Raw genomic sequence first — 23,295 nt, forward strand, 5'->3', positions numbered from 1 at the left:
CAGTGCTGTCGCGAGGGTTTCGAGATCTGTCGTCACAAACGGATCAACGAGACCCTCGCTTCATGCCCCCGAAGACTTCGGACTTACTCGTCTAGCCGGGCGACGAGGTGGAGGCGGTCGGAACGCGTGGTCCCGTGCGGGTCCTCGCCCTCGCTCCACGGCGGTTCGGTGCGGGGGCCGGGTCCGTCGTGCAGTGCGAGGACCTCGAAGCCGGCGGTGGTGAGGAAGTACCGCAGCTCCTGGGGGAAGAGGAGCCTCCAGGCGGAGGGCTGCTCCTGCGGCGGGGAGCCGTCGTCGGCGGTCCAGGTCCTTCGGCGGCGCAGGAGTTGTACGCCGTGATCGATCCACAGGGTGGTGTGGGAGGTGTACGTGGTGCCGCGCCAGGTGAAGGTGTCGGTGCGCGGGCCGTCGAGGAGCTCGGTGTTGCCGAGGAAGAAGGCCCCGTTGCGCATCTCGGCGACGAGCAGGCCGCCGGGGGTGAGGTGGGCGCGGCAGCGGGCGAGGAAGGCGGTGAGGTCCTCGTTGGTGTGGCAGTAGAGCAGGGCGCTGTCCAGGCAGAGGACGGCGTCGAAGCGGGTCCCGAGGTCGAAGTCGCGCATGTCGGCCCGGTGGTGGGCGGGGCCGGGGTGGTGGCCGCGGGCGTGCGCCAGCATGGCCCCGGAGGTGTCGATGCCGGTGACCTCGCGGCCGGCCCGGTGGTGCAGCCAGGCGGCGTCGCGGCCGGTGCCGCAGCCGACGTCGAGGACGCGGGGGCCGGCGCCGTGGCGCGCGAGCACGTCCTCGGCCCAGCGGGCCGCCAGGTGGTCGGGGTCGGGGAAGCGCTCTTCGTACAGTTCGGGGTGGTCGGTGAGGAGGTTGCCGGTGCTCATCGGGTCTCGCTTCTCGGGCGGGTGGCGGCGGGCAGCGGATCGGGCGCCCCCGGGTCTGCGGGCAGGGCCCGTCTTCGGTGCAGCCGGGCGACGGCCGCCGCGGAGGCCAGGCCGAGGGCGAGGCAGCAGGCGAAGGGCAGCCAGGCCAGGCCGGTGTGCCCGGCGGTGTCCATCGCCCAGCCGACCGCCGCGCTGCCGAGGGCGGCCGCGATGCCGGACACCGCGTAGAACAGGCCGTAGAAGGTGCCGGTGAGGCTCTCCCGGCCGAAGGCGGGTATCAGCTCCATCACGAAGGGCTGGGCGATCATCACGCCGAGGTGCAGGAGCAGGGCGCCGGCCAGGACCGGGAGCAGGTACGCCGGATGCGGGGCCGGGGCGCCGGACACGAGCATCGGCGGGACGAATCCCAGGCCCATGACGGCCAGCCCGGTGGCGATCCAGCGGGCGCGGCTGCCCGCGGCCTTCAGCCGGCGGGTGATGCGGAGCTGGAGGAGGAGGTTGGCGAGGGTTCCGGCCAGGAACAGCAGGCCGATCGAGCCGTCCCAGCCGCAGGCCCGTACCGCCGCGTGCGGCAGCAGCAGGTACAGCTGGTTCTCCAGTCCGTACATGCCGATCATGGCGAGGGAGAAGGCGAGGAACCCGCGGCTGCCCGCCGCCTCCCGCCAGTCTCCCGTCACCCGGGTCTCCGGGGCCGGAACCTCCCGGGCGGGCAGCACCAGGAGCTGGGCGAGGGTGAGGACGGCGAAGACCGCGGCCGCGGTCACGGCGGCCGCCCGGAAGTCCACGAGGAGCAGCAGGGTGCCCAGCAGCGGACCGAGCAGCGCCCCGGTGGTGGCGAAGACGTTGAACAGCGCGAAGGCCTCGGCCTTGCGGTCGCCCGCCTCCTGGGCGACGTAGGTCCGCACGGCGGGGTTGAACAGGGCCCCCGCGAGCCCGCTGAGTATGGACGCGGCGAGCAGCAGCGGCAGGGCGTCACCGAGGGCGAACAGGCCGAAGCCGACGGTCCGCAGCGCGCAGCCGGCGATGATCACCCCGCGGGGGCCGAGCCGGTCGGCGGCCGAGCCGCCGAGCAGGAACAGGCCCTGCTGGCTGAGGTTGCGCAGGCCCAGGACCACGCCGACGACGGCCGCCGAGAGGCCGAGGTCCTCGGACAGGTGGGTGGCGAGGTACGGGATGAGCAGGTAGAAGCCGGTGTTGACGCCGAGCTGGTTGACGAGGAGCAGGCGTACGGCGAGCGGGAATTCCCGGACGGATGCGAGGGTCTTCACGGGGTGTCCTGCCCGGCTGCCGGTCTGACTCCGAGGCCGGCCCGGTTCGCGGCCCGTACGGTGCCGTCGGTTCCGCCGATGCCGCTCCATGGGTCTTCGGCCAGGAGCAGGTGCCCGTCCAGGTCCACCCAGCGGGCCCGGTCGGCGAGGTGCACGGCGGGGGCGATGCCCAGGGAGCTCGCGGTGAGGCAGCCGAGCATCAGCTCGGTTCCGGTGCCGCGCAGGGCCTCGTGGACGCGCAGGGCGGCCCGGACCCCTCCGCACTTGGCGAGTTTGACGTTGACGCCCTGGACCCGTCCGGCCAGGGCCACGGCGTCCTCGTAGGAGACCGCGTCCTCGTCGGCGATGACGGGGATCGGGGATTCCTTGGCCACGCGGGCGAGGGCGTCGGGGCGGCCCGGCGCGATCGGCTGCTCCACCGCCGTGACGCCGAGGGCCGCGAAGCGCGGCAGCAGGTCGAGGGCCTGGCGTTCGGTCCACGCCCCGTTGGGGTCGAGCAGCAGGCTCGCGCCGGGGGCTCCGGTGCGTACGGCGTCCACGCGCGCGAGGTCCTCGGCCGGATCGGGGGACCCCGCCTTGACCTTGAGGGTGGTGAAGCCGCTCAGGGCGAGCCGGGCCGCCTGCGCCGCGGCCGGTACGGGCGCGATGATGCCGATCGTACGGGCGGTCGCGGCGGCGGGGGCCGCGGGCGTGCCCAGCAGGCGGTGGGCGGGTTCGCCGGCCCGCTTGCCCACCAGGTCCAGGACGGCGGCCTCGACCGCGGCCAGGACCCCGGGCGGCAGTCCCGTCCAGGCGGTGTGACCACCGCCGGTACCGGTCCGGGCGGTCTCGGTCCGGGCGGTCTCGGCCCAGGCGGTCTCCGGGTCGGGGAAGCGCTCGGTGGCGGCCCGCACGGACTCCAGGTGCTTCAGGATCCGGGCGGTCGGCAGGCCGAGGTACGCGCTGCTGACGGCCTCGCCCCAGCCGCGCAGTCCGCCGTGTTCGACGGTGACCCAGACGGCGTCGCGCCGCGCCATCACCGAGCGGGAGATGCGCAGGGGTTCGGCCAGCCGGAGGTCGGCGGTGCGCCAGGTGAGCTTCACGCGGCGCCTCCTCGGGTGGGGGCGAGCACGGTCCGGCAGCGGGCCCAGCCCGCCGCCTCGACGGCGTGGGGGTGCGGGATCTCCAGGGGGCGGACGGCGAGGGCGGCGGTGTCCAGGCCGTGGGCGTGGCAGAAGTCGTCGTCGTAGACGGTGCCGAGGTAGCGGTGCGGTCCGTCGGGGAAGACGGTGGCGACGACCGCGCCCGGCTCCACGCGGGCCGCCCAGGCGGCGACGAGGGAGACGGCTCCGGTGCTCCAGCCGCCGCTGACGAAGGCGGAGCGGGCGAGCCGGCGGCAGGCGTCGACGGCTTCGGCGGGCCCCACCCAGTGCACCTCGTCGAAGGCCTCGTGGGCGACGTTGGCGGGGTGGATGCTGCTGCCGAGCCCGCGCATCAGGCGGGGTCTGGCGGGCTGTCCGAAGATGGCCGAGCCGACGGAGTCGACCCCGATGACCTTCAGCCGGGGCCAGCGGCGGCGCAGCGGGCCGGCCAGGCCGCCGCTGTGGCCGCCGGTTCCCACGCTGCACACCAGGACGTCGAGGTGGTCGAGCTCGGCGGTCAGTTCGGCGGCCAGGGTGAGGTAACCGGCGGCGTTGTCGGGGTTGTTGTACTGGTCGGGCCAGTAGGCGCGCGGCGTCCGGCGCAGCACCTCGCGCAGCCGGGCGATCCGGGCGGCCTGCCAGCCGCCTTCCGCCGCCGGGCGGTCGACGAGCTCGAGCTGGGCTCCGTACGCGCGCAGCAACTGCCGCATCGACGGTTCGAGTTCGGTGTCGCCGACGAGGACGACGGGGTGGCCGAGGGCCTGGCCGGCGAAGGCGAGTCCGACGCCCAGGGTGCCGGAGGTGGATTCCACGACGGGGGCGCCGGGCAGCAGTTCGCCGCGGGCGCGGGCGCCGGTCAGCATGGAGACGGCGGCGCGGGCCTTCATCCCGCCGGCTCCGAGGCATTCGAGTTTCGCCCAGAAACCGGGGTGGCGGTGCGGCAGGTCGGTGCGGATCCTGGCGAGCGGGGTGCGGCCGAGGAGCGGCAGGAGATCGGGGTTGGTGGCGTGGGCGGCCGGGCGGGGCAGGATCGGGGTGATGGTCATCGGGTGCCCCCGTAGCGGTGGACGAGGCCGGGGCCGCCGTCGAGCCAGAAGAAGGGGTACGGCTCGGCGGACACGGCGCTCACCCCGGCGCCGAGGAAGTGCGGCAGGACGGCGCTGCCGGTCTGGGCGAACATGACGAGGGGTTTGCCGGTGGCGGCGGCGTGGTCGAGCAGCGGCTGGAAGGTGCCGTTGCCCAGGGTCATGCCGGAGGCGAGGATCGCGTCGCAGCGCTCCAGCTCCGCGAGGGTGTCGGTCAGGACGGGCTCGCCCCATTCGGTGGCGCCGCCCTTGAGGTCGCAGGGCGCGTACGCGGTCCCGCGCTCGCGGAGGCGTTCCAGCAGGGAGTTGACGACGCCGACGACCAGGACCCGCTCCAGCCCGGTCGCGGGGAGCAGGTCGGCCACGGCGCGGGCGCGGGCCCGGGAGCGCTGGAGGGTGCTGCCGCCCGGGATCGGGTACGGGCGGGCGCCGTTCTCGGGCGTGTGCGGGCGTACGTGCATCAGGTACGCGTCGAGCGCGGCGATCCGTACGGGCAGCAGCGGGTGGTCGAGCAGGTCGGCGACGGTGGCGCCCGCGCAGTCGTCGAGGGCGGCCGGGGGCAGGGCGCCGGGTTCCACCGCGCAGGAGCCGACGGCCGCGGCGAGGCGCAGGCTGAGCACCTCGTTGCGGTAGCCGCCGGAGCGGCCTTCGTGGCGTACGGCCTGGGCGGTGGTGAAGGCGAGCGCGACGCGCTGCCCCGCGGGGTCGGGTCCGCAGGCCCCGGCGCGGACCCGTGCGAGGAGATCGTCGACGGTGCGCACCGACGGTTCGGGGAGGGTGGGGGCGAGCGTGATCACGCGTGCACCGCCGCGGGCAGCTCGTGACCCTCGTAGGAGGGGCGCAGGCCGGCGAGCAGCCGCTCGGCCGCCCTGCGGGCTCCGGGGCCTTCGGTGTCGGCGGTCATGACGTGGCCGAGGTACTCGTTGTTGCTGGTCGCGGCCCGCACGGTGCGGCCCGGTTCGGCCAGGGTGAGCTCCAGGACGCCGGGCCGGCCGCGTACCTGGTCGGCGCCGTCGATGCCGGTGAGGGTGCCGGCGGCTTCGGGCAGCAGGAACGCGATGGCGGCGCTGCGCACTCCCGTGGGGCGGACGGCGAGGTCGGGCGTGCGGCCGAGCGCGACGTCCACGCAGGCGGCGGCCAGGTCGACGCCCGTGACGTGGCGGACCAGCTCGGTGATGCGGTTGCCGGCCGGGCGGGGGTTGACCTCGATGAGGCGCGGCCCGGTCGGGGTCAGTTTGAGCTCGGTGTGGCAGACGACGTGGTCCAGGCCGAGTGCCTCGACGGCTCGTACGGCGCTCTCGGCGGCCTCCTTCACCAGGGCCGGGCCGAGGTCGGCCGGGAACATGTGGCCGGTCTCGATGAAGGCGGGGGCTCCGCCGATGCTCTTGTCGGTGATGCCGACGACGTGGGTGGTGCCGTGGTGGGAGACGGTCTCGACGCTGATCTCAGGGCCGGTGAGCAGTTCTTCTAGGAGGAGGACGGGGGCGCGGTGCTGTCCCCGGGCGTTGACGGGGAATTCGGCCAGGTCCCGGCAGGCTCGGTCGAGCTCGCGCTCGTCGTCGACCCGGCGGACCAGCATCCCGGCGCACAGGTCGACGGGCTTGACGACCAGCGGGTAGCCGATCTCGCGGGCGGCGGTCGACGCCTGGGCGGTGTCGGCGCAGACGGCGAAGCGCGGACCGGCGACCCCGGCCCCGGCCAGCACCCGGCGGGTCCGGTCCTTGCGGCAGGCGTCCTGGACCGCCGCGGCGGTGGGGCCGGGCAGGCCGAGGCGCTCGGCGATCCGCGCGACGGCCGGCAGGTAGTAGTCGCAGGAGGAGACCACGCCGTCGAAGGCGAGCACCTCGTGCAGCCGTTCGACGAGCGGGAGCAGCGTGTCCGTGTCGTTGGTGTCGGCCGTGACGATGTTGCGCGCGGCGAGCAGCGGGTGCGGGCCGTCGGCCGGGGCGGAGCGCAGGTAGTGGTGCAGGTCCCGGGTGAGGAAGCTGAACTCGTGTCCGCCTTCACGGATCGCCCGGGGCAGGAGCCTGCTCATCGACCCCACCCAACTTTCGACAACCAGCAGATGTCCCACTGGACTTCCTCTCCGACCGCGGTGACGGCCCGTGCGGGCCGCTTGCAGACCGGACGTTATCTGAAATCGTTTTCATTTCCAATAGGGCGGTTTTCCGCTACGGTGGAGCGATGGAGGATCTGAAGCAACATCAGGCACCCCGGCACCAGAGAGCCGCGGACTACGAGGTGAGACACGCCCGGCCGGAGGACGTACGGGGCGCGCGCAGCGTCATGCTCGACACCTTCTACCGGGAGTTCACCTACGGGTACGTGCCCGAGTGGCACTCCGACGTGGTCGACATCCGCGGCACCTACCTCGACCACCCGCGGCACACCCTCGTCGTGGCCGTACGGGACGGGGAGGTGGTGGGCACGTGCGCCCTGCACTCCCGGGGCCCCGCCCACCCGCCGCATCCGCGCTGGCTGGCCGAGCGCTACCCGTCGGGCCGCACGGCGCAGCTCCTGCGGGTCTACGTGCGCCCCGCCCACCGGCGGCACGGGCTGGCCCGCGCCATGGTGCGGGAGGCGTGCGCGTTCGCGGCCGGGATCCCGGGCTACGAGCGCGTCTACCTGCACACCAATGTGGACGTCCCGGGTGCGGAGGGGTTCTGGCGGAGCCTGGCCACCGAGGTCTTCGACGCCCGCACGACGGGTGAGCACGGCGGCTTCGGGACGGTGCACTTCGAGATCCCGCTGCCGTAGGGGCCTCTCACCCGCCCGACGGGCCGCGCCCGAAAAACGTACCTATGCTCGAAGAAGGGGCTGATCCGAGCCCTGGAGGGCGGCTGGCATGAGCGAGGCGAGCGACGCGGTCCGAGCCGACCGCGCCGAGAAGGCCGCGCACCGCGCCATGTGGGCGCTGGGCGACTACTCCTCCGTGGCCTCCCACATCTATCCCGACCTGGGGGCCCTTCTCGTCAGGGAGTGCGGCGTACAGCGCGGCGACCGGGTGCTCGACATCGCCACGGGCTCCGGCAATGCCGCCATTCCGGCCGCCCTGGCCGGGGCCGACGTCGTGGCCTGCGACCTCACGCCCGAACTGCTGGAGGTCGGGTGGCACCTGGCCACCGTACGCGGCACCCGGGTGGAATGGACGGAGGCGGACGCGGAGGCGCTGCCCTTCGCGGACGGCGAGTTCGACACGGTGATGTCCTGCGTCGGCCTCATGTTCGCCCCGCACCACCGGCTCGCCGCCGACGAGATGCTGCGCGTCTGCCGCTCCGGCGGCACCGTCGGGCTGGTGAACTGGACTCCCCAGGGGTTCGTGGGCCGGCTGTCCGCCACGATGGAGCCCTACGCTCCCCCGCCACCGCCCGGGGCAGAGCCGCCGACGCTGTGGGGGGACGAGGAGCACGTCCACGAGCTGCTGGGCGACCGGGTGGGCGATGTGGTCTCGCGCCGGCAGACGGTCCGGGTGGAGCGGTTCAAGAAGCCCTCGGAATTCCGCGAGTTCTTCAAGGCCCTGTACGGGCCGACCATCGCCGTCTACCGCGGCATCGCGGGGGAACCCGACCGCGTCGCCGCCCTGGACCGGGATCTCGACGCCCTCGCCGCCGAGCACACCGCCGGCGGCGTCATGGAGTGGGAGTACCTGCTGCTGACGGCTCACCGCCGGGGCTGATCTGCAGCTCGGGGTGGGCGTCCCACCAGTCCTTGTGAAAGCGGTTGTTGTCCACATTGGCCAGATAGGCGCGGGCCGCGGCGCGGTAGAGCAGGTCCGCCTGGCCGGACGAGACCGCCGAGCGGTTCCAGGCGAGGCGGATGCGCCCGGTGATGGGGGTGCCGGTCAGCGGGCGCATCACCGTACCCGCCACCTGCGGGGCCGTGGGCTGGCTCAGCGCGATCGCGCGGCCCGCGGCGATCAGGTCGTACTGCATCATGCGGTCGGTGATCCGGTAGCGCAGTGACGGGGTGAAACCCGCCTGCGCGCAGGCGGCGACAAGGGCCTCGGGACCGCCGTCGTCGTCCTCCACGGGCGTCATCCACGACTCGGCGGCGAGGTCGGCGAGGTCGATGCGGTCCCGGCCCGCGAGCGGGTGTTTCGCCGACAGCCGGATGCAGAACGGCTCCTTCGGGACGAGCGTCCTGGCGAGGGCTCCCGCGGGGAGCCGCACCTCGTGGTCGTTGACCTCTCCGTAGACGATCGCGTCGTAGTGCCCGGCGCCCAGCATCCGCGCCAGCGCGGTCACCGAGTGCTCCAGGTCCACGGTGATCTCCTGCCCGGACATGGACAGGTCGGTCTCGGCGAGGAGCCCGTCGAGCAGCACCAGCAGGATGCACCCCAGCCGCAGCGGGCTGCCGGTGCCGATCGCGCGCGCCTCCGCCCCCAGCGCGTCCATCTCACTGAGCACGCGACGCGCCTTGGCCAGCACGAACTGGCCCAGTGCCGTGGGTTCCACCCCGCCCCGGCCCCTCACGAACAGCTCGCCGCCGGTGACCCGCTCGATGCGCCGCAGCTGGGCGGAGAGCGCGGGCTGGGACACTCCGAGCCGCCGCGCCGCGCCCCCCAGGCTGCCCGCCTCCGCTATCCGGCAGACGGCTTGCAGATGCCTCAACTCCAGCTGCATCCGGGCAGCGTACGCAGCGGGCCGCCAGCGCACCATAACGCGGGCCTTATGCCTGCCGGGATGTCCCAATCTCGTCATGTCCACGCTCATACTCGGCCGCGAACGAACACTCATCCCCGACCCCCCACGATCGGAGTGGACGTTGCAGCCCACCAGATGGACGGCAGCCGTGGCAGCGATGGCGCTGACCGCGAGCCTCGCCGGCGCCCTGGCCGGGACGGCATCCGCGGCGCAGCAGGCGCAGCCCGCCCCGTCCCAGAAGGACACACCGGCCGCACGTGCGGTCGCGGCCGCCGACCAGGCCGTCGACAGCGGTCTCGACTCCCTGGTCAACTCCTCGCAGGAACAGTACGAACGCCGCATGGTCACCCCCTGGGTGCAGGACCTCTACTCCGTCTCGTACGAGCGCAGCTACCGCGGCCTGCCGGTCGTCGGCGGCGACGCGGTCGTGCTCGCGGACGGCTCCGGCAAGGTGCGCGCCCTCCAGTCCGCCTCCTCCGTGCGCATCGACGTGGCGACCCGGCCGTCGGTGACCGCGAAGGACGCCGAGTCCACGTCGCGGGCGAAACTGACCGCCGTGGACAAGGTCGACAGCAGCCGGCTCGTCGTCCGGCTGAAGGACGACAAGCCGGTGCTGGCCTGGGAGACCGTGCTGATCGGCCGGACCAAGACGGCCCCCAGCAAGTTGCACGTCTTCGTGGACGCGCGGACCGGCTCCTTCGTCGACAGCTACGACGACGTGGTGGCGGGCACCGGCAACAGCAAGTGGAACGGCCCGAACCCGCTCACCATCGACACCACCAACTCGGGCTCCACCTACACCCTGCGCGACCCGAACCGGACCGGCCTGAGCTGCGCGGACTACAGCGGCGGCACGGTCTTCACGAAGTCCTCCGACTCCTGGGGCACCGGCAACCCCACGAGCAAGGAGACCGGCTGCGTGGACCTGATGTTCGCCGCGCAGAAGCAGTGGGACATGCTGAGCCAGTGGCTGGGCCGCAACGGCATCAGCGGCAACGGCCGCCACTTCCCCGGCAAGGTCGGCCTGAACGACCTCAACGCCTACTGGGACGGCAGCTCGGTCACCATCGGGCACAACCAGGCCAACGAGTGGATCGCCGGCGTGGACGTGGTGGCCCACGAGTACGGGCACGCCATCGACTCCAACACCCCCGGCGGCACCAGCGGCCAGGAGGCCGGTCTCGGCGAGGCCACCGGTGACATCTTCGGCGCGCTCACCGAGGCGTACATCAACGAGCCGGCCCCGTACGACACTCCGGACTACACCGTCGGCGAGGTGATCAACCTCGTGGGCGACGGGCCCATCCGGAACATGTACAACCCGCCGGCCGTCAACAACGACCCGGCCTGCTACAGCTCCGCGATACCCGGCACCGAGGTGCACGCGGCCGCAGGCCCCCTGAACCACTGGTTCTACCTGCTCGCCGAGGGCACCAACCCCGGCGGCGGCAAGCCCAGCAGCAGCACCTGCAACCAGACCACGCTGACCGGCGTGGGCGTGCAGAACGCCGGCAAGATCTTCTACGGCGGCATGCTGCTCAAGACCAGCAGCATGTCCTACAAGAAGTACCGTACGGCGACGCTCAGTTCCGCGAAGTCGCTCGACACCACCTGCGGTCTCTTCAACAAGACCAAGGCGGCCTGGGACGCCATCAGCGTGCCCGCCCAGTCGGCCGACCCGACCTGCACCCCGAGCGGCCAGAACAACGACTTCTCGATGACGCTGAACCCGTCGTCGGGCACCGTCCAGCAGGGCGGTACGGTCACCACCACCGTCGGCACCACCGTCACCACCGGCACCGCCCAGTCGGTGACGCTGACCGCCACCGGCCTGCCGGCCGGGGTGAGCGCCTCCTTCAACCCCGCCACGGTGCAGTCCGGCCAGTCCTCGGTGCTGACCCTGACCGCCACCACCAACGCGGCGCCCGGCGCGTCCACCGTCGTCGTCAAGGGACAGGGCACCACCCTCTCCCACACCGTCGACTACACGCTCAACGTGGGCGGAACCCAGCCCGGCAACGACCCGCCGAACATCAGCGTCGCCAACGTGCAGGCGCACCTGACCCAGTTCAACACCATCGCCACCCAGAACGGCGGCCACCGCCGTGCGGGCAGCGCGGGCTACACCCAGTCCCTGGCGTACGTGAAGGGCAAGCTGCAGGCCGCCGGTTACACCGTCACCGAGCAGAACTGCTCCTCCTGCACCTACCCGTCGAACAACCTGATCGCCGACTGGCCCGGCGGCCCCGCCGACCAGGTCATCATGTTCGGCGCCCACCTCGACGGCGTCTCGGCGGGCCCCGGCATCAACGACAACGGCTCCGGCTCGGCCACCCTGCTGGAGAACGCGCTCGTCCTCGCCCAGAAGAACCCGACGATGACCAAGCACGTGCGCTTCGCCTGGTGGACGGACGAGGAGCAGGGTCTCAACGGCTCCGAGTTCTACGTCGGCCAGCTCAGCAGCGCCCAGAAGGCCGCCATCAAGGGCTACTACAACTTCGACATGGTCGGCTCGACCAACGGCGGCTACTTCATCAACAACGTCAACTCCGCCACCGCCGCCCCGCTCAAGGCGTACTGGACCTCGCTGAACCTGGCGCCCGAGGAGAACACCGAGGGCCAGGGCCGCAGCGACGACTACTCCTTCCAGCAGGCTGGCATCCCCACCTCCGGCTACGCGGCCGGCGCCAGCGCCCGTAAGACCTCGGCGCAGGCCACGAAGTGGGGCGGCACCGCGAACGCCGCCTACGACCCCTGCTACCACAGCTCCTGCGACACCACGAACAACATCAACGCCACGGTGCTGGACCGCAGCGCCGACGGCGTCGCCTACGCCGTCTGGAAGCAGGCCGTCGGCGGGGAGACCCCCGCGCAGGACTTCTCCATCGGCGTCAGCCCGTCCGCGGGCAGCACGGCCCCCGGCGGCTCCACCTCCGCCACGGTGAACACCTCCACCGTGAGCGGCGCAGCCCAGACCGTAGCGCTCTCCGTATCCGGCGCGCCGGCGGGCGTGAGCGCCACGCTCAGCCCGACGTCCGTCCAGTCCGGCAGCTCCTCGACCCTGTCCGTCCAGGTCGGCGCGAGCACCGCGCCCGGCACCTACACCCTGACGGTCACCGGTTCCGGCACCGTCAGCCACACCACCACCTACACGCTGACCGTCACGGGGAGCGGCGGCTGCACGCCGCGCCAGCTCGTGGTCAACGGCGGCTTCGAGAGCGGCTCCAGCCCCTGGACCGCGACCTCGGGTGTGATCACCAACCAGTCCGGCCAGCTCCCGCACGGCGGCAGCTACAAGGCCTGGCTGAACGGATACGGGTCCACCCACACCGACAGCGCCTCGCAGTCGCTGGCGATCCCGTCGGGCTGCTCCTCCTACCAGCTCTCGTTCTTCCTCCACATCGACACGGACGAGGACGAGAACGTCGTCTACGACCGGTTCACCGTCTCGGTGGGCGGCCAGACCCTGGAGACCCTCTCCAACCTGAACGCGAACTCCGGCTACGTCCAGAAGACGTACAACCTCGCGCAGTTCGCCGGCCAGACCGTCACCCTGAAGTTCAACGGCGTGGAGGACGCTTCCCTGCAGACCTCCTTCGTCGTGGACGATGTCACCGTCCAGGTGAGCTGATGCCCGCCTGACCCGCTGAACGGCCGAGAGTCCGGCCCGGTCCCCGCACCGCGGGGACCGGGCCGGACGCGTGCACCGGACGGTCAGCGGCGCACGAGCAGGCCGCGTTCGAGAGCGACGACCACCGCATGGGTCCGGTCGCTGACGTCGAGCTTGGCGAAGACCCGCAGCAGGTGGGTCTTGACGGTGGCCTCCGCGATGACCAGCCGGCGCCCGATCTCCGCGTTGGACAGGCCGTCGGCGACGGCGTTCAGCACGTCCGCCTCCCGGGCGGTCAGCGGTACGACGGCGGGCCTGCGCATCCGCGCGACCAGGCGCTGCGCGACCCGCGGAGCCAGCACCGTCTCGCCCCGGGAGGCCGAGTGGATCGCGTCGACGAGCTGCTCGCGGGTGGTGTCCTTGAGCAGGTAGCCGATCGCGCCCGCCTCCACGGCACGCTCGATCTCCTCGTCGGTGTCGTAGGTCGTCAGGATCAGGACCCGGGTGCCGGTCCCTCCCGCGACGATCTCGGCCGTGGCGCCGGCCCCGTCCAGTACGGGCATCCGCAGGTCGATCAGGGCCACGTCGGGCGCCAGTCGATCGACGAGCTCGACCCCGGCGCGCCCGTCGTCCGCCTCTCCGACGATCTCGATGGTGGGCTCCGCCGCGAGCAGGGCGAGGACGCCGGCCCGCATCACCGTGTGGTCGTCCACGATGACGACCCGCAGGGCCGCTCCGGTGGGGGTCGTCTCGCTCATGTCAGGCCTCACCGTTCGTCGGGATCAGGGCGAGCACGCGGGTGCCGTCGCCGGGTGAGCTGGTCACCGTCAGGTCCCCGCCGAGTTCGGCGAGGCGCTTGCTCATGCCGCCCAGCCCGAAGCCGTTGGCGTCCTCGACCTCGAAGCCCCGGCCGTCGTCCGTGATCTCCAGCTCCACGCCGTACGGGCGCTGCGTCAAGGTCACGTCCACCGTGGAGGCGGCCGCGTGCTTGCGTACGTTGGCCAGGGACTCCTGGGTACAGCGGAGCAGGGCGATCCGGGTGGGCTGGTCGCAGGCCACCTCCGCCAGGTCGGCGACGACGGTGAGCCCGGTGTCCTCGGTGAAGCGGTCCAGGGTGCGGCGCAAGGTGGCCGCGACCGACCCCGGGGTGAGTCCGCTCTGTGGAGCGGAGCCGACCAGGACCCGGGCCTCGGCGAAGTTCTCGCGCGCGGTCCGCTCTATGGAGAGCAACTGCTGGGCGGTGCGGTCCGGATCGGTCTCCACCCCGGAGCGGGCCGCTTCCGCCAGCACGATGATGGAGGCGAAGCCCTGGGCCAGGGTGTCGTGGATCTCCCGGGCGAGCCGCTCGCGTTCCTCGGCCGCGCCCTGGAGCCGGTGGGCCTCGGCGAGACTGAGCTGGGTGCTCGCCAACTCGGCGCGCAAATGGGCTCGTTCGTCACGGATCGCCAGCGCCCGGGGCGTCAGCAGGGCGACCAGGACGCTCACCGCGTAGACGGCGAGGGAGGAGACGGTGTTGGTGGTGAGGTGGGAGGCGGTCCAGCCCTCGCGCAGGGTGCCGCCGAGGGTGATGGCCGTGGCACCGAGACCGCTGAGGACGATCGCCGCGCGCAGGCTGTCCACGAAGATCACGAACTGCGGGAGTGCCAGGGTGTAGAGCACCCCGTAGCCGTCCCGGAGGTAGGAGAGCCCACCGAGGGCGAGGAGCAGCACCGCGAGGTGGACGTACCCCCCGCGCACGGGGTTCTCGGGCAGTTTCTTGGCGAGCACGTAGCTGAGGGCGAGCACGGCCAGCAGCGCCAGCGACCCGTACTTCGCCGTTGCGGGAAGGTCCGCGAAGACGGTCAGGAGGGTCAGCAATCCGATGATCGCCCACGACAGGACGTCCCACCAGTGGAGCAGCCAGATCCATAACGGGTCGCCGCGCTGTGGCCGTTGAAGCATGATCGTCATCCTACGTCGCACAGGTCCCGTCGGCTCCAGGCCCGCTCGCCGAGGAGCAGCAGCAGCGCGGGCAGGATCATGAGGCGGACCACCACGGCATCGAGCAGGACGGCGAGGGCCAGGCAGAAGCCCATCTGCTTCATCTCGGTGAGGTGCAGCGCGACGAAGGCGCCGAAGACGGTCACCATCACGATCGCCGCACTGGTGACGACCTTCGCCGACCGGCCGATGCCGTCCAGTACCGCCTCGCGGGCCGGCATCCCCTGGTCCATCGCCTCCTTGATCCGACTGACGACGAACACCTGGTAGTCCATGGACAGTCCGAAGAGGATGACGAAGAGGAACAGCGGGACCCGGGAGGCGATCGCGCCGAGGGAGTCGAAGGCCAGCAGGCCCTCGGCCCACGTCCCTTGGAAGACGGCGACGAGGGCGCCGAGCGCCGCCCCGGCGGAGAGCAGGTTGAGCACGACGCCGATCAGGGCGATGACGACCGAGCGGAACGCCCAGAGGGTCATCAGGAAGGTCGCGAGCAGCAGGGCGCCGAGGACCAGGGGCAGTTTGCCGTTCTCGTGGTCCACGTAGTCGCGGCCCCGCGCCACGTCACCGGAGACGGCGCTCTCCACGCCCTTCAACGCACCGACGGTGGCGGGCAGATGGTCCTGGCGGAGATGGGCGAGCGAGGCCCCGGCCTGCTTCGAGGTCGCGGTGAAGGGCACGGCGAGCTCCAGTACGGTGATCCGCCCGTCGGTGGAGGTCAGGATCCTGGGCTCGGTGTTCTCGGCGAAGAGCGGGTCCGCCTGGGCCCGTCGGCCGAGGTCCTCCAGGGCCCGGCGCACTTCGGCGGCCCGCTCGGGGGTGGACCTGACGGCGACGCGGTGCTGGGCCGAGAGCTCGGGGAAGGCCGCGTTCAGCCGGTCGTAGACCTGTACGGCCGGGATGTCGCGGGAGAAGGTGTCGCGGCCCGGGTCGACGAGCTCGAGGCCGAGCGCGGGTGCGGCGAAGCCCAGCAGGGCCAGTACGGACACGCACAGGGTGAGCAGGGGGTGCTTGCGGGCGGGCCGCAGCAGGGCGGCGGAGAGCCGCCCGGTGCCCTCGTGGCCGTCCGGGCCGGCCTGCCGCCGCCGCACGCGGGCCGGCTTGCCGAGCCGGGCCCGGCGTTCGTCGGTGCGGGCCGCACGCCGTTCGGTCCGGTCGCCGATCTTCACGAGCAGCGCGGGCAGCACGGTCAGCGAGCTGGCCACGGCGACGGCGACCACCAGGATCGTGCCCGTCGCGAGGGAGGAGAAGATGACGTCGGTGGCCAGGTACAGGGTGGCGGTGGAGACGATCACGGCGAGGCCGGACACCACGATGGCCCGGCCCGCGGTCGCGGCCGCCAGCTCGACCAGGGCCTCGGAGCTGAGCCCGCCCCGGGCCCGGGCCCGTTCCTCGCGTTCCCGCTTGAGGTAGAAGAGCGTGTAGTCGACGCCCACCGCGAGACCGATGAGCAGGATCATGTTGGTGCCGACACCGGCGTCGGGCATGACGTGGGAGGCCACCATGGACAGCCCGAGGGCGGCGGCGATCGAGGAGAGCGCGAGCAGCAGCGGCACGCCGGCCATGACCAGCGAGCCGAAGACGAGCAGGAGGGTGACGAGGGTGACGGGCAGGGTGATGCGCTCGGAGAGCGCGAGGTCCTTGCCGCGCTGGTCGTTGACCCCCTTGCTGATGGCCGGGGAGCCGGTCTCCTCGACGACCAGGGCGGCGTGGCCGGCGGCCACGTGCGCGGTCTGTTCGAGGAGCGGGGCGACGTTCTTCCTGCCGTCCAGCTCGGGGCCCTTCATGACCACCGAGACCATCAGGACCGTGCCGTCCTGCGAGCGTACGGGGTCGGCCACGCTGTCGACCTGGGGCAGCGTGCGCATCCGCTCGGTGAGGTCCCGTGCGGCGGCGCCGGCCGCTCGCGCGTCGAGCGCTCCGGAGCGGGCGCGGATCAGGATCTGTTCGGTGGGCCGGCGCTCCAGGCCGCCCTCGGCGGCGATCGCCTCGGCGCGGCCGGCCTCGCCGACACGGAAGTCCTCGGAGGTGGCCTGGTTGGTGCCGACGGCCAGCCCGGCGGCGAGGCAGAGCAGGACGAAGGCGAACCACCCGGCGATCGCACGCCCTGCGTGCCGGGCGCTCCAACGGGCCATGCGGACAGGTAATTTGGTCATGTCCGGAGCATGGTCGGCGGGGCACCCCGCCCATGACGTCCTGCCGACTGAACCTGCCGTCCACCGATCGGTGGACCCCGCCCACGGACGAGTGGACGGGTGGACGAGTGGCACCGGGCTTGGGGCCGGAAGACAATGGGAAGACCGGCCCGGTCGATGTTTGGGGACTGGGCCTTCGCCGGTACACATCAGTGTTCGGAGGAGTCATGGGGAGTACGGAGCAAAAGGGACCGTTGCAGTGCTCAGGCACGTACAAGGATTTCACGGCGACCGTGACCGATGGCAAGGGTCAGCGCCGCGTCACCATTGACGGCACGCTGTCCTGTCCGCTTCCTGAGTTCGAACTCAAACTGGAGCACGGCAATCCGGGCATCAATCCGGACCCGAAGGTGCTGGTCCTCGTACTCGTGGAGACCAAGCCGACGGGAACCGTCATCGACGTGGTGACAGAAACCAAGGTTCACGGCGAATTCCGCATCAAGCCCGAGGTGGAGCGGGTTTGGATCCAGAACCTGGACGTCACTCTGCCACTGAGCTAGCCACCACGGGTCGATGGATCGATCACTTCCGACGAGCTCCCCGGCCCCCCTCGGGGGCGATCATGGCGATCAGGCCGTAGTCCAGCTCCGCGCCGTCGACGAGCAGTGCCTCGACCGTGCGCGTCGCCGGGTCGATGTCGGCTTCCACGCCCTGTCCGCGGTAGCGGGGGTAGCCGGAGGACCCCTTCTCGCCGGTCGCCTCGACCACGGCCGATCGCAGGGCCTTGTCGGCCGCGGAGGCGGCGCCCAGGTTCTCGATGTGCTCGGGCACCAGCAGGATCTCGAAGCTCTGCGGCTCAGTGGTCATACATCGAAGCTACCTGATCAGGTGCCCCGGAGCGGGCGCGCACACGCCCCACCTCGTACGCTCTCCTGGACCCCCGCACGCAGATGAAGAGGAACACGATGAGCGGCGATTCCCCGGACAAGATCCTCCTCGTGGCGAAGGAGCCCACCCTCCGGATGCTGCTGGAGCGTCTCCTCGTGGGCAGCGGGTTCGCCGTGGTCGACGGCGGCAGCGGGAAGGAAGCCCTCGCCCTGCTGGGCAGCGAGGCTCCCGTCGCCCTGGTGATCTGCGAGCGGACCGGGCCGGGCCTGGACGAGGTGGCGATGTTCGAGGAGATCCGCCGGCATCCCGACCACGGGCGCGTCCCGATCCTCGCGCTGCCGCCCGCGGACCCGGAGTGCACGGTCCGCGCGCTGGAAGCCGGCGTGAGCGACTGCCTCGCGAAGCCGTTCCACCCCACCGAGTTCCTGGCCCGCGTCGAGCGCCTCGCCCGGCCGACCGCTCAGGCAGGGCGGTAGCCGCGGGCGCGGACCAGGCGAGCGGTGAATGCGGTGAAGGCGCGGGAGGCGGCGCTCTCGTAGGCGCCCTCCCGGCGCAGCAGTGTGACCGTGCGGGACGGGAGCGCCGGGTCGAGCGGGACCGGGCGCAGGTACGGGTGGTCGTGGGTGACGGCGTCGGGCAGGACGGTGGCCAGCGAGGTGCCCCGGAGGATCTCGGTGAGGGCCTGGACGGAGTTCGCCTCGACCGCGATGTGCGGCCGGATTCCGTGGGCGGCGAGGTAGGCGTCGACGTGGACGCGGGTGGCGAAGTCCCCGCTGAGCAGGGCCAGTCGGCGCGTCGCCAGATCGCGTACGGGCAGCGGGGCCGGGTCCGGCCCCGGCCCCGCGCCGTCGTCGGCGGCGGCGGCGGCAGCAGTGACGAGGCTGAGGGTCTCCGTGAACAGGGGGGTCGCCGCGATTCCCGGCAGGTGCGGCCCCTGGAAGGCGAAGCCGAGGTCGTGCTCGTCGGCGAGCAGGCCGGCTTCGATGCGGTCCTGGGGCATCTCCCGGACCGCGAGGGTGATGCCGGGATGGGCGGCGTACAGCTCGGCGACGAGCGGGCCGACGAGGTACGCGGTGAAGGTGGGGGTCAGCGCGAGGCGCAGGTGGCCGCGGGAGAGGTCGGCCAGGTCCATGACGGCCCGCTCGGCGGTCGCGAGGTCCCGTAGGGCGCCGCGCGCGTAGTGGACGTACGTCGCACCGGCGTCGGTGAGCCGTACGGCGCGGCCGGTGCGGTCCAAGAGCTGGACGCCCACGGTGCGTTCGAGCTGCTTCACCTGCTGGGACAGGGTGGGCTGGGAGATCCGCAGCTCCTCGGCGGCGCGCGTGAAGCTGCCGTGTTCGGCCACGGCGATCAGATAGCGCAGGTGACGCAGTTCCATAGCCATGACCACAACTATAGATGGGAGCAATAGCAGGTATGGATATTTCGTCTTGGACACAATAGATGCAGCTCATGCATGGTGGAACACGTCAAGCCCCACGGGGCGCATCCCACCAGAGGGAGTGACCATGCAGGCCCTGCACGATCTCTCGGACGGCGTCGCACGCTTCCAGCACGAGGTCTTCCCGGCCAAGGCGGAGCTCTTCGCCCACCTGGCCGAGTCCCACCGGCCCGCCACCTTGTTCATCGGCTGTTCCGACGCCCGCGTGGTGCCGGAACTGATCACCCAGAGCGAGCCGGGCGAGCTCTTCGTCATCCGCACCGCCGGGAACCTCGTCCCCGCCTACGCGCCGGGCCCGGACGGGGTGACCGCCAGCATCGAGTACGCCGTCGCCGTCCTCGGCGTCACCGGCATCGTCGTGTGCGGGCACTCCGCCTGCGGGGCGATGACCGCGCTGGCCGAGGGCACGGACCTGAGCGCCGCCTCCTCCGTCGCGGGCTGGCTGCGGCACGCGGACGCCTCGGTGGCCCGTACGGCGGGCGCCGGACCGGACCGGCTGTCCGCCCTGGTCCGCGAGAACGTGCGCGCCCAGCTCGCGAACCTGGCCACCCATCCCTCGGTCGCCCGCGCCCGGGCCGAGGGCACCCTCACCCTGCGCGGCTGGGTCTACGACATCCGCACCGGCGGCGTCGTGGAGGTCGGCCCCGCCGCGGACCACCCGGCCGCCCTGGCCGTCTGACCCCGCCACCCAGCCCTTCCCCCACCTCACACGCAAAGGACACCGCATGCTGCACGCCCAGTTCGACCCCACCGCCCGCCAGGACCTGGCCGCCGCCGTCACCCTGGCCAAGACCCGCAAGGACCTCTCCTGGCAGCAACTCGCCGACGCCGCCGGGCTGTCGGTCGCCTACGTCACCGCCGCCCTGCTGGGCCAGCACGCCCTGCCCGAGACCGCGGCGAGGTCGGTCGCCGAACTGCTGGACCTGGACGAGGACGCGGTGCTGCTCCTGCAGACGATTCCGACCCGCGGATCGATCCCCGGCGGCATCCCGACCGACCCGACGATCTACCGCTTCCACGAGATGCTCCAGGTCTACGGAACCACCCTGAAGGCCCTGGTCCACGAGCAGTTCGGCGACGGCATCATCAGCGCGATCAACTTCAAGCTGGACGTCAAGAAGGTCGCCGACCCCGAGGGCGGCGAGCGCGCCGTCATCACCCTGGACGGGAAGTACCTCCCGACGAAGCCCTTCTGACCGCCCGACGCCCGGGCCCTCTCCGGGGGCGCACATACAACAGAGCCTCCTGCCCGGTCGGGCTGGAGGCTCTGTGACGTGAGGTTCGGTGCCCACGGTGACGGCCGTTCGGCCGCCGCGCGCCAGTGGTCGGGGCGGATCCGCGGATCCGGGTGGAACAAGCCGGGGCCCCGTGGGCACTCGCGCAGGCGTCGGAGGCCCCGGCTCGCAGAGGGGACTGCGTCAGCTGCCGGCCGAGAGGTTGCCCGACAGGACCGGGATGTTGTCCAGGATGTGCGAGAGCGGCTCGTCGCCCTTGGCCTGGGTGGAGTTCTCGGTGCACTGCTGGTTCTGCGGGTTCGACAGGATGTTGATGTCCTGGACACCGATGTTGGCCGCGCCGACCAGCGACTGGGTGTTGATCTTCGCCGGCAGGGCGATGCAGGGCTTGTTCAGGGTGCCCTGGACCAGGCCGAGCTGCGGGCTCAGGTCGCCGTGGGTCTTCTGGTTGCCGTAGATCTGCTGGGCACCATTGCCGTTGATCGTGTTGATCCCGTTGTCGTTGCCAATGGCCATGGCCGGGGCGGCCACGGCGGCACCCGCACCGACGATGGATGCGGTGACGGCGGCGGTGGCCATAATCTTCTTGATCATCAGAGGTCCTTATGTCGCACGAGTGCATGGTGGTGAGCGCTCTGATCAACGGCCGGCGCGACCACAGGTTCCGCCGCTTCACCCGAACAGCCCCCACTGGGCGTCACACCTCGCGAACGGCCAGGCTCAGCTCGGCGACGTAGGGCTCCTCCACCCACCCGTCCGGGAACCGGCCCATCAGGAGGGCGCGTTCGTCGGCGAGGAAGGCGTCCGTACCGGGCTCGCCGACGAGGAAGAGGGAGTGCGTGGACAGCTTCGCCAGGTGCGTGTCGACCGGGACGCGCCGCGACCACGACAGGCGGCGGGTGGTGAAGCGCAGCCCGTCCTGCGAGCGGGCGCGCTCGTTGATGTACCAGCCCGGACCGAACCGCTCCTCGATGCGGGCCTGCTGGTCGGCCGTCCATCCGACGGTGGTGTCCGGGTCGTTCTGCCAGACCGCCAGCGCCCCGCCGGGACGCAGTACGCGCAGCGCTTCGGGGACGGCGCGTTCCGGGTCGGTCCAGTGCCAGGACTGCGCGTACGTGAGCAGGTCCAGGCAACCGGACGCCAACGGCAGGCTGTTGCCGTCCGCGCGGACGAGCGGCGTCCGGGGATTGCGGCGCCGGAACTCGGCGGCCATGCCCTCCCCCGGCTCCACCCCGACGACACGGGCCCCGCGCTCCTCCAGGAGGGCGGTGGCGATTCCCGTACCGGCGCCCACGTCGGCGACTCGGGCCCCGGCCAGCGGGAAGCCGGCCAGTTCCGCCAGCGTGTCGAAGAGGGCGGGTGGGTACGAGGGACGATGGGCGGCGTAGCGGGCTGCCGCGGAACTGAAGGAACGAGCACGGGATTCGTTCGTCATGCCGTCCATGATGCGGGCGCGGGGAGGCAGGTCGCACGTGGTGGCCGCACAGTACGTCACGGAACTGGTCGGAGCGTTGGAGCGGTACGCGGGGCGGCCCGCGCTCGGCGCCGGGCCGGTCGTCATGGAGTTCCAGGAGGTGCTCGACCACGCCGGCCGGCTGGCCGGGGTGCTCTCCGACGCGGGTGTCGGGCGCGGGTCCGGGCTGGCCTGTGTGGCGGGCTCGAACCGGCCGGAGGTCCTGCTGGTACGGATCGCGGCGCACCTGCTGGGCGCCCGGTTGACCCAGGTGTCCGCCGGACCGGCCCTGTACGGGCTGGACTTCATCCTGCGGGACTGCCGGCCGGACCTGGTGGTGCACGACGGGCCGGTGCCGGACACCGCGGCGCCCCGGCTCGGCCTGGACGAGGTGGTCCGGCGGGCCGCGCAGCGTGAGGCCACGGCGGTGGCGGTGCGGGCGCGGGAGGACGACGTGGCCCGGGTGACCTACACCAGCGGGACCACGGGGCGGCCCAAGGGAGTGGCCTCCACCTTCGGAGCGATGGCCGCGCGGAACGCCGTACGCCCGGCGGGCTGGGCGGAGTCGGTCCACCTGTCGGTCACCTCGCTGGCGCAGCGGGCCGGCGGGCGGTGCCTGGAGCAGTTGCGGGCCGGAGGGCGGGTGGAGCTCCTCGACCCCTTCGGGACGCGGGAGTTCGCGGCCGCCTGTCTTCGACTGGGGCCGGTGTCCACGTACCTGACGACCTCGATGGTGTACCGGCTGCTGGACGACCCCGTGACGGCCCACGGTGTCCCCGGGCTGGAGACGGTCTCGTACGGCGACTCACCCATCCACCCGGAACGGCTGCGGGAGGCAGTGACCCGCTGGGGCGGCCGCTGGCAGCAGGGATACGGCATGAACGAGGCCGCGGTGATCTGCCGCCTCACCCCCGCCGACCACGAGGCCGCGGTGGGCGGCCGGCCCGAGCTGCTGGGCTCGGTCGGGCGGCCCGTCGCGGGCGTGGAGGTCGAGGTGCGCGACGACCGGGGCTCGGCGGTGACGGCCGGACGCAGCGGCGAGGTGTGGATGCGGTCGGCGGCGATGATGGCCGGGTACTGGGGCCGGCCCGAACTGACGGCCGGGGTACTGCGGGACGGGTGGCTGCGGACCGGGGACGTCGGACACTTCGGCGAGGACGGCTACCTGTACCTCGACGACCGGGTCAAGGACGTGGTCATGGTTGACGGGGACAACGTGTACTGCTTTCCGGTCGAGGCCGCGCTCGCCCGGCATCCCGCCGTGGCGCGGGCCGTGGTGGTGGGCCGGCACAGCGACCTCACCGGCGAGGAGGTGTGCGCCTTCCTGGTGTCGGCGGCGGGATGTGCGCCCAGCGCCGAGACGGCCGGCGAGGCCTGTGACCTGGTGGAGAAGGAGCTGGCCCCGGCGCACCGGCCCACCGCGGTGTTCTGGGAGCGGACGATTCCGCTGACCGCGCGGGGGAAGCCCGACAAGCGCCGGCTGCGAGAACTCGCTGCGGGCGACGCGAAGGGGCCCGGGCACGGGCCCCGGGGATAGCCGCCGGCCCGCGGACCCATCGGTCCGGCGCGG

Annotated in this window: 22 protein-coding genes; 8 read left to right on the forward strand and 14 right to left on the reverse strand. The window is 72.3% G+C overall.

Annotated elements, in window-relative coordinates; translation table 11 throughout:
* Positions 1-83: 83 nt before the first annotated feature.
* From ACZ45T_RS28020 to ACZ45T_RS28045, 6 genes are read right to left on the reverse strand one after another with little or no spacing between them, the layout of a single operon-like run.
* The gene (locus ACZ45T_RS28020; protein WP_468446015.1) at positions 84-869 is read right to left on the reverse strand and encodes a class I SAM-dependent methyltransferase; all 786 of its coding nucleotides are present in this window, start codon (positions 867-869) and stop codon (positions 84-86) included.
* Positions 866-2,137, reverse strand: coding sequence for an MFS transporter (locus ACZ45T_RS28025; RefSeq protein WP_468446017.1), 1,272 nt, complete (start codon positions 2,135-2,137; stop codon positions 866-868). Before ACZ45T_RS28025 ends, ACZ45T_RS28020 begins: the two co-directional genes overlap by 4 nt.
* A complete protein-coding gene (locus tag ACZ45T_RS28030) occupies positions 2,134-3,219 on the reverse strand; it encodes an enolase C-terminal domain-like protein (RefSeq protein ID WP_468446019.1) in 1,086 nt (361 codons plus the stop codon). The genes ACZ45T_RS28025 and ACZ45T_RS28030 overlap by 4 nt, the downstream gene beginning before the upstream one ends.
* A complete protein-coding gene (locus ACZ45T_RS28035) occupies positions 3,216-4,304 on the reverse strand; it encodes a PLP-dependent cysteine synthase family protein (RefSeq protein WP_468446021.1) in 1,089 nt (362 codons plus the stop codon). The genes ACZ45T_RS28030 and ACZ45T_RS28035 overlap by 4 nt, the downstream gene beginning before the upstream one ends.
* Entirely contained in the window at positions 4,301-5,140 is an 840-nt protein-coding gene (locus ACZ45T_RS28040) for a Rossmann-like domain-containing protein (protein WP_468446023.1), read from the reverse strand. Before ACZ45T_RS28040 ends, ACZ45T_RS28035 begins: the two co-directional genes overlap by 4 nt.
* Entirely contained in the window at positions 5,137-6,417 is a 1,281-nt protein-coding gene (locus ACZ45T_RS28045) for an ATP-grasp domain-containing protein (RefSeq protein WP_468446025.1), read from the reverse strand. The genes ACZ45T_RS28040 and ACZ45T_RS28045 overlap by 4 nt, the downstream gene beginning before the upstream one ends.
* A 110-nt stretch (positions 6,418-6,527) precedes the next feature.
* Between ACZ45T_RS28045 and ACZ45T_RS28050 the strand changes: the two genes are divergently transcribed.
* Together ACZ45T_RS28050 and ACZ45T_RS28055 are read left to right on the forward strand one after the other, a co-directional pair.
* Positions 6,528-7,100: a GNAT family N-acetyltransferase gene (locus ACZ45T_RS28050; RefSeq protein WP_468446028.1), complete on the forward strand. Its 573-nt coding sequence runs from the start codon at positions 6,528-6,530 to the stop codon at positions 7,098-7,100.
* Positions 7,101-7,188: 88 nt separating this feature from the next.
* Entirely contained in the window at positions 7,189-8,019 is an 831-nt protein-coding gene (locus tag ACZ45T_RS28055) for a class I SAM-dependent methyltransferase (protein ID WP_468446030.1), read from the forward strand.
* On the opposite strand, the gene ACZ45T_RS28060 is transcribed toward ACZ45T_RS28055, so the two are convergent.
* Positions 7,973-8,965: a LysR family transcriptional regulator gene (locus ACZ45T_RS28060; protein WP_468446032.1), complete on the reverse strand. Its 993-nt coding sequence runs from the start codon at positions 8,963-8,965 to the stop codon at positions 7,973-7,975. The genes ACZ45T_RS28055 and ACZ45T_RS28060 overlap by 47 nt on opposite strands.
* 178 nt (positions 8,966-9,143) lie before the next feature.
* Here ACZ45T_RS28060 and ACZ45T_RS28065 point away from each other — a divergent pair, with 178 nt between their 5' ends.
* The gene (locus tag ACZ45T_RS28065) at positions 9,144-12,617 is read left to right on the forward strand and encodes a M28 family peptidase (RefSeq protein WP_468446181.1); all 3,474 of its coding nucleotides are present in this window, start codon (positions 9,144-9,146) and stop codon (positions 12,615-12,617) included.
* An 83-nt stretch (positions 12,618-12,700) separates the two neighbouring features.
* Here the strand turns inward: ACZ45T_RS28065 and ACZ45T_RS28070 are convergent, their stop codons facing one another.
* Genes ACZ45T_RS28070 through ACZ45T_RS28080 form a run of 3 tightly spaced genes read right to left on the reverse strand, consistent with a single transcriptional unit; the run spans position 12,701 to position 16,729 of the window.
* Positions 12,701-13,354 carry a response regulator gene (locus tag ACZ45T_RS28070; protein WP_468446034.1) on the reverse strand — a complete coding sequence of 218 codons (654 nt, stop codon included), beginning with the start codon at positions 13,352-13,354 and terminating at the stop codon, positions 12,701-12,703.
* Position 13,355: 1 nt separating this feature from the next.
* Positions 13,356-14,537: a sensor histidine kinase gene (locus tag ACZ45T_RS28075; RefSeq protein ID WP_468446036.1), complete on the reverse strand. Its 1,182-nt coding sequence runs from the start codon at positions 14,535-14,537 to the stop codon at positions 13,356-13,358.
* Between the two features lie 5 nt (positions 14,538-14,542).
* A complete protein-coding gene (locus tag ACZ45T_RS28080) occupies positions 14,543-16,729 on the reverse strand; it encodes an MMPL family transporter (RefSeq protein ID WP_468446038.1) in 2,187 nt (728 codons plus the stop codon).
* Positions 16,730-17,001: 272 nt separating this feature from the next.
* On the opposite strand from ACZ45T_RS28080, the gene ACZ45T_RS28085 reads away from it, so the two are divergent.
* Positions 17,002-17,268, forward strand: coding sequence for a hypothetical protein (locus ACZ45T_RS28085; RefSeq protein ID WP_468446040.1), 267 nt, complete (start codon positions 17,002-17,004; stop codon positions 17,266-17,268).
* Between the two features lie 22 nt (positions 17,269-17,290).
* Here the strand turns inward: ACZ45T_RS28085 and ACZ45T_RS28090 are convergent, their stop codons facing one another.
* Positions 17,291-17,575 carry a hypothetical protein gene (locus tag ACZ45T_RS28090; protein ID WP_468446042.1) on the reverse strand — a complete coding sequence of 95 codons (285 nt, stop codon included), beginning with the start codon at positions 17,573-17,575 and terminating at the stop codon, positions 17,291-17,293.
* A gap of 98 nt (positions 17,576-17,673) precedes the next feature.
* Here ACZ45T_RS28090 and ACZ45T_RS28095 point away from each other — a divergent pair, with 98 nt between their 5' ends.
* A complete protein-coding gene (locus tag ACZ45T_RS28095; protein ID WP_468446044.1) occupies positions 17,674-18,072 on the forward strand; it encodes a response regulator in 399 nt (132 codons plus the stop codon).
* Here the strand turns inward: ACZ45T_RS28095 and cynR are convergent.
* Positions 18,057-18,980, reverse strand: coding sequence for a transcriptional regulator CynR (gene cynR, locus ACZ45T_RS28100; RefSeq protein WP_468446046.1), 924 nt, complete (start codon positions 18,978-18,980; stop codon positions 18,057-18,059). The two genes, ACZ45T_RS28095 and cynR, sit on opposite strands and share 16 nt — an antisense overlap.
* Positions 18,981-19,113: 133 nt before the next feature.
* On the opposite strand from cynR, the gene ACZ45T_RS28105 reads away from it, so the two are divergent.
* Positions 19,114-19,716, forward strand: coding sequence for a carbonic anhydrase (locus tag ACZ45T_RS28105; RefSeq protein ID WP_468446183.1), 603 nt, complete (start codon positions 19,114-19,116; stop codon positions 19,714-19,716).
* Positions 19,717-19,762: 46 nt separating this feature from the next.
* Entirely contained in the window at positions 19,763-20,233 is a 471-nt protein-coding gene (gene cynS, locus ACZ45T_RS28110; RefSeq protein ID WP_468446048.1) for a cyanase, read from the forward strand.
* A gap of 222 nt (positions 20,234-20,455) precedes the next feature.
* Here the strand turns inward: cynS and ACZ45T_RS28115 are convergent, their stop codons facing one another.
* Together ACZ45T_RS28115 and ACZ45T_RS28120 are read right to left on the reverse strand one after the other, a co-directional pair.
* Positions 20,456-20,866 carry a rodlin gene (locus ACZ45T_RS28115; protein ID WP_468446050.1) on the reverse strand — a complete coding sequence of 137 codons (411 nt, stop codon included), beginning with the start codon at positions 20,864-20,866 and terminating at the stop codon, positions 20,456-20,458.
* 103 nt (positions 20,867-20,969) lie between these two features.
* On the reverse strand, positions 20,970-21,707 hold the full coding sequence (locus tag ACZ45T_RS28120; RefSeq protein ID WP_468446052.1) for a class I SAM-dependent methyltransferase: 738 nt from the start codon (positions 21,705-21,707) through the stop codon (positions 20,970-20,972).
* Between the two features lie 37 nt (positions 21,708-21,744).
* On the opposite strand from ACZ45T_RS28120, the gene ACZ45T_RS28125 reads away from it, so the two are divergent.
* On the forward strand, positions 21,745-23,262 hold the full coding sequence (locus tag ACZ45T_RS28125; RefSeq protein WP_468446054.1) for an AMP-binding protein: 1,518 nt from the start codon (positions 21,745-21,747) through the stop codon (positions 23,260-23,262).
* Positions 23,263-23,295: the final 33 nt, after the last annotated feature.

The organism is Streptomyces sp. NPDC030995 (genome assembly GCF_055571215.1).

What these genes read in the sequence shown, in the direction of transcription:
- ACZ45T_RS28060 (WP_468446032.1), bottom strand. Translation starts at nt 8,965, where the DNA reads ATGCAGCTGGAGTTGAGGCATCTGCAAGCCGTCTGCCGGATAGCGGAG.
- ACZ45T_RS28055 (WP_468446030.1), top strand. Translation starts at nt 7,189, where the DNA reads ATGAGCGAGGCGAGCGACGCGGTCCGAGCCGACCGCGCCGAGAAGGCC.
- cynR (WP_468446046.1), bottom strand. Translation starts at nt 18,980, where the DNA reads ATGGCTATGGAACTGCGTCACCTGCGCTATCTGATCGCCGTGGCCGAA.
- ACZ45T_RS28080 (WP_468446038.1), bottom strand. Translation starts at nt 16,729, where the DNA reads ATGACCAAATTACCTGTCCGCATGGCCCGTTGGAGCGCCCGGCACGCA.
- ACZ45T_RS28070 (WP_468446034.1), bottom strand. Translation starts at nt 13,354, where the DNA reads ATGAGCGAGACGACCCCCACCGGAGCGGCCCTGCGGGTCGTCATCGTG.
- ACZ45T_RS28065 (WP_468446181.1), top strand. Translation starts at nt 9,144, where the DNA reads ATGGCGCTGACCGCGAGCCTCGCCGGCGCCCTGGCCGGGACGGCATCC.
- ACZ45T_RS28115 (WP_468446050.1), bottom strand. Translation starts at nt 20,866, where the DNA reads ATGATCAAGAAGATTATGGCCACCGCCGCCGTCACCGCATCCATCGTC.
- ACZ45T_RS28095 (WP_468446044.1), top strand. Translation starts at nt 17,674, where the DNA reads ATGAGCGGCGATTCCCCGGACAAGATCCTCCTCGTGGCGAAGGAGCCC.
- cynS (WP_468446048.1), top strand. Translation starts at nt 19,763, where the DNA reads ATGCTGCACGCCCAGTTCGACCCCACCGCCCGCCAGGACCTGGCCGCC.
- ACZ45T_RS28075 (WP_468446036.1), bottom strand. Translation starts at nt 14,537, where the DNA reads ATGCTTCAACGGCCACAGCGCGGCGACCCGTTATGGATCTGGCTGCTC.
- ACZ45T_RS28020 (WP_468446015.1), bottom strand. Translation starts at nt 869, where the DNA reads ATGAGCACCGGCAACCTCCTCACCGACCACCCCGAACTGTACGAAGAG.
- ACZ45T_RS28090 (WP_468446042.1), bottom strand. Translation starts at nt 17,575, where the DNA reads ATGACCACTGAGCCGCAGAGCTTCGAGATCCTGCTGGTGCCCGAGCAC.
- ACZ45T_RS28035 (WP_468446021.1), bottom strand. Translation starts at nt 4,304, where the DNA reads ATGACCATCACCCCGATCCTGCCCCGCCCGGCCGCCCACGCCACCAAC.
- ACZ45T_RS28050 (WP_468446028.1), top strand. Translation starts at nt 6,528, where the DNA reads ATGGAGGATCTGAAGCAACATCAGGCACCCCGGCACCAGAGAGCCGCG.
- ACZ45T_RS28120 (WP_468446052.1), bottom strand. Translation starts at nt 21,707, where the DNA reads ATGACGAACGAATCCCGTGCTCGTTCCTTCAGTTCCGCGGCAGCCCGC.